This is a genomic window from Bartonella sp. AD13SXNS, assembly GCF_042196465.1.
Classification (GTDB): domain Bacteria; phylum Pseudomonadota; class Alphaproteobacteria; order Rhizobiales; family Rhizobiaceae; genus Bartonella.
Genome location: NZ_JBHIQI010000032.1, coordinates 1 through 5,121, shown reverse-complemented (window position 1 = coordinate 5,121; position 5,121 = coordinate 1). Strand labels below are relative to the sequence as shown.

The 5,121-nt window shown below is 36.7% G+C and carries 1 protein-coding gene and 1 pseudogene; both read left to right on the top strand.

The window, feature by feature from the left end:
- On the top strand, positions 1-392 hold a 392-nt coding region (locus tag ACFIMQ_RS08905; RefSeq protein ID WP_375703872.1), incomplete at its 5' end, for a YadA-like family protein.
- A gap of 827 nt (positions 393-1,219) precedes the next feature.
- Positions 1,220-5,121, top strand: a pseudogene (locus tag ACFIMQ_RS08900) (hypothetical protein); the annotation flags it as partial.

Sequence of the window (5,121 nt, the reverse complement as noted above, 5' to 3'; positions counted from 1 at the left end):
ATGATTATACTGAAGAGCAGATGAAGATAGTTCTTGATGATGCGAAGAAATATACGGATGATCAAGTTAGTGGTCTTGTCAATGATAGTCTTAACGAGTCGAAATCTTATACAGATATGAAGTTTGAGACGTTAAATTATGCCATTGAAGATGTTCGCAAGGAGGCAAGGCAAGCAGCTGCTGTTGGTTTGGCAGTAGCAGGTTTACGTTATAATGATACACCAGGGAAGTTGAGTGTTTCATTTGGTACGGGCGTATGGCGGAGTCAATCGGCATTTGCTATTGGTGCTGGTTATACATCTGAAGGTGGAAATATCCGCTCTAACCTATCTGTCACGAGCTCAGGAGGTCATTGGGGGTTAAGCGCAGGAATAAACTTAACGCTAAATTAATGATAAAAATAAGATATTTAACACTCCCCCATTTGCCCTTGCTTTTATGAAGTAGGGGCAAAATTTTTTAAGCATATAAACGCAATAGTATGAGTTCTACACCCAGAAAATCTTTTAGCAACTGTTACCAAGAAACTACATTTTTACCTCTACAGTGAATTATTTTCTCTAAATACTTCAAAAGAATCTTTTTTTCTTGATATCTTGCAAATATCTTTTATAAGAAACGAAGCTTTTTATAAGTAATACTCATTTTGATGGAAATAAACTTTCAAAGGGGGTAGTAATGTGTGAAGATAAAAAATACACAAAAAGTATATATATCACTGCATAATACTTGAAAAAAGAAAATGTACCTAAGAAGTTCATTATTCGAAAATATCCAAACTTCTTAAATATTACAATTTCTATTTTATTGTTATTTTTTCACTTTAATTTCTATTGAGAAAACACTGCTTTCTAATAAAACTACAATTTATAAATAACAAAACACATTAAAACTCTTTGAGAAGCATTTCATAGTGGCCACTGCCAAGTAAAAAAGTAACATTAAATATGCAAAAAAACCTTTCAAACTTAAGCAATAAAATAATACATCAACACCTATTACATTCTAAATGTATCACTTTTGTGTCCAAAAAACATAAATCAAAAAACCAAAATTCAGATATCAGTATAAAAAACATACACAACAACATAAAGCACTCAAAACGCTCACATTCTAAGCAATTATCTTCTATTTCAAATTCCAGAGAAACAACTAATGCTAAAATGTGTCTTTTTTATGTTTTGGAGGTGTTTTTAAATTTTTCATTGGAGAGTTTATTATGAAGAAATTATATAGAACACAGGAAACGAGTGAATTAAAACTTTCTCGTTTTTCTTTTGTTAAAGTTCTTTCATTGGCTGCAGCGGCTACATTTTTATCAAATGTTACCCCTGTTTTTTCGGCAAATCCTGATTTTAGAAATACATTTCTTGAAGGTGTAAAGAGTGCTGTTGTATCTTATCCACAAAGCATCATCTCTGTTGATAGTTTAAATGCTTCTGATGACTATGCAAATTTTTTAACAAAAATCCTTTCTAGTGCAAGTGATAATAATTCTATCATCAAAGACGGAAATAAGTTATCGAAAAATACGTTGAATATAGAGGGGCAATATAAAAAATCTCTCATTAGTTCACGATCGTTTGTGGTTGATAGCTTTGCAGACCAACAGCTTGCACAGAATGATGAGAATACAGAAATTATTAATGGATCTAGTTTTTCACAAAATGATCCTAACACGAAAATGACACGTAGTGCGAGAATGCAACGTGGTAATGCAGACGCAGGTAATGTTATTTTGGGTGACGGCGTTTCTACGAAAACCACGACCAGTGTTATTATTGGTTCTAAAGTGACGGCGAAGTTAGATGCTAATGATCCGGAGAAAACACCGCTGGCAGCATCTGTTGCTATTGGTGCTAATTCGCACATCCATAGAGGAGGGAGCGTTGCTATTGGTGCTGATACAGAGACACTAAGGAATGATGCAGTTGCTATTGGTCGTTTTGCGCGGGTAGAACAGGATGCTGGTACAGCTCTAGGATTTAGTACAAAAGCATTAAAAAATGATTCTGTTGCGCTAGGTTCAAATTCTGTGGCCGATAGGGATGCTGGTGTTGCTGGTTTTAATCCTTTTCTTAAAGGAGAAGTAAAGGATAAAGAAGGGGTTGCATGGAAAAGTACGCTTGGTGCTGTCAGCATTGGTGCTGATGGAAAAACCCGCCAAATTATAGGAGTGGCGGCTGGAACGAACGATACTGATGTTGTTAATGTTGCGCAGTTGAAGTCATTACAAAGTTACATAGATCAAGGTTGGCAGCTGTCTGTTGGTGGTGCAAATGCTACGACTGTTGGCATAAAGAACGAAGTCGATTTATCAGCAGCAAGTACAAATCTCACGATTACAAAAGGAGAGAAAGACAATAAGGTAAAATTTGATCTGGCTAAGGAAATTGCAGTCAATAAAGTAACAACAGGAAACAATGTTTTAGATGCAACGGGTTTAGTAATTTCTGGAGGTCCGAAAATAACCACTGGTGGTATTGATGCTGGCAGTAAAAAGATAACAAATGTGGCAAAAGGTACAGACAACACCGATGCGGTGAATTTTGCACAATTGAAAGAAATAAAAGAACAAGTAGCAGCTAGTAGTTTCGTAAAACAGGATTCTGCAACGAAACACATCACTATTGGTAAAGAAACAGATGGTGATAAAATCGATATTGCCAACAACAAAGATGAAAAGCGTACTCTTACAGGTATAAAAGGTGGAGCGCTCTTAGAAGATTCAAATGAAGCGGTTACAGGTTCTCAGTTGTTTACTACAAATCAAAATGTTACAACTGTAGCCACGAATATAGCCAAATCCTTTGGTGGTGGTGCTAGTTATAAGGATGGAGTATGGACCGCTCCTAGTTTTACGGTTAAGTCCATTAAGGGTGATGGCAACTCTGAAGATAAGGTTTATCCTGATGTAGCGAGTGCTTTGTCTGGAGTTGGTACTTCTATCACGAATATTCAGAATAAATTGACTGAACAGGTTAATAATGTGGTTACTAAAGTGGAAAGCGAGAGCTTTGTTCAACAAGAGCAAGAAACTAATCGTCTCACTATTGGTGCCAAAACAGAAGGCAGTGAAATCAATATCGCCAATAAAAGTGGTGAGGCTCGAACTCTTTCTGGTGTTGGGGAAGCAAAGAACGATAATGATGCTGTTAACAAAAGGCAGCTTGATAGCAATATTGAGACTGTCAATAATAATATAACAAATAAGTTTGATACACTTACTCAAAACATAACGAATATTACTCAGCAAGTTAAAGGTGATTCTTTATTATGGAGCGAGACTGATACAGCTTTTGTTGCTCAGCATGGCGATACAGATAAAAAAACTAATAGCAAGATTACACACATTCTAGATGGAGATATTGCTTCTGGTTCAACAGATGCTGTTACGGGTAGTCAGCTTTTTGAAACGAATAATAAGGTCGTTACTTATTTAGGGGGCAATGCAACTTTTAGTAATGGTACATTTACAGGGCCGAGCTATAGTTTATCGAAGATTGATAAAGATGGAAATATTACAGTCAGCTCTTTTAATGATGTTGGTGGTGCATTTACAGGGCTTGATGATAATATCAAGAATGTTAATGATCGGATTAAGGAGGTTTCTGAAGGTGTAGCGCAGGATTCTTTATTATGGAACAAGGAAGCCAATGCATTTGTAGCGCGTCATGAAAAGAGCAAAGAAGAAAAAGATAGCGCTAGAGCAACCCAAGAAAACAGTAAAATTACATTTCTTGCAAGTGGTGACATTACCGCGAACTCAACAGATGCTGTTACAGGTGGTCAGCTTTATTCAATGAATCAAACAGTTGCTACTTATTTTGGTGGTGGTGCTGGCTATGATGAGAATGGACAATGGAAGGCTCCCAATTTTGTTATCAAGAAAGTTGATGAAACAGGCAAAGAAAGTGAGGAAAGCTATAATAGTATAGCGGAAGCGCTTTCTGATATTAGTACTTCTGTTACGAATGTTCATAATGATGTGACTAATGTAGTCAGTGATAGCATTGTGAAGCAGGATTCTGAGACGAAGGTTATTAATATTGGTAAAGAAGTAGAAGGCAGTGAAATCAATATTGCGGATAAAAGTAGCAAAGATAGGATTCTTTCTGGTGTGAAAGATGCAGAACAGGATAATGAAGCGGTTAACAAAGGTCAGCTTGATAAAGGTTTAAAGGAGCTGTCTGAAAGTCTACAGTCAGAAGATTCCGCTGTTGTGCATTACGATAAAAAAGATGACGAAAGTGGTGCCATTAATTATGCGAGTGTGACTTTAGGAAAAGGTAAGGATTCTTCCCCAGTTGGACTTCATAATGTTGCTGATGGTAATATTGCTGAAAATTCACATGATGCAATTACGGGTGGTCAGATCAATAAAATTGGTGAGGATATTGCTAAGTTCTTAGGTGGAGAATCCTCCTTTAAAGATGGTGCTTTAACTGTTCCAACTTATGAAATCTCTAATATTTCTGACAAAGGTGAGGTAACAAGGAGTTCTTATAACGATGTTGGAAGTGCGTTTGCAGGTCTTGATAAGAATTTCAAGAATGTCAATAATAATCTCACGAATAAGTTTAATGAACTTACTCAAAGCATCACGAATATTACTCAAGAAGTTCGAGGAGACGCCTTGTTATGGGATAAATCTAAAGGCGCTTTTGTAGCAACACATGGAGACAATAAAGAGAACAGCAAGCTTACATCTCTGAAGAATGGTGACATTACAGCTGCTTCAAGCGATGCTATAGCTGGTAATCAGCTCTATGCTCTAGGTGATAGTGTTGCGAAAACTTTAGGCGGTAATGCTAGCTATAAAAACGGCACATGGACAAGTCCTACATTCAAGTTTAAGAGCGTTAGTGAGGATGGTACTAAAGTTGAAGATAAAGATTATAGTACTGTAGCGGCAGCTTTTGCTGGTGTAGGGCTCTCTTTTGAGAATCTTCAAAAAGAGATTACTCAAAGCAACACAGAGGTTACTGACAATATTAAGCAGAATGCATTGTTGTGGAGTGATGAAGATAGTGCGTTTGTAGCACTTCATGGGCAAGGTGACACAAGAAGCAAGAGCAAACTGAAGTTACTTTTAGATGGAGATATTTCTGAAGGGTCTAG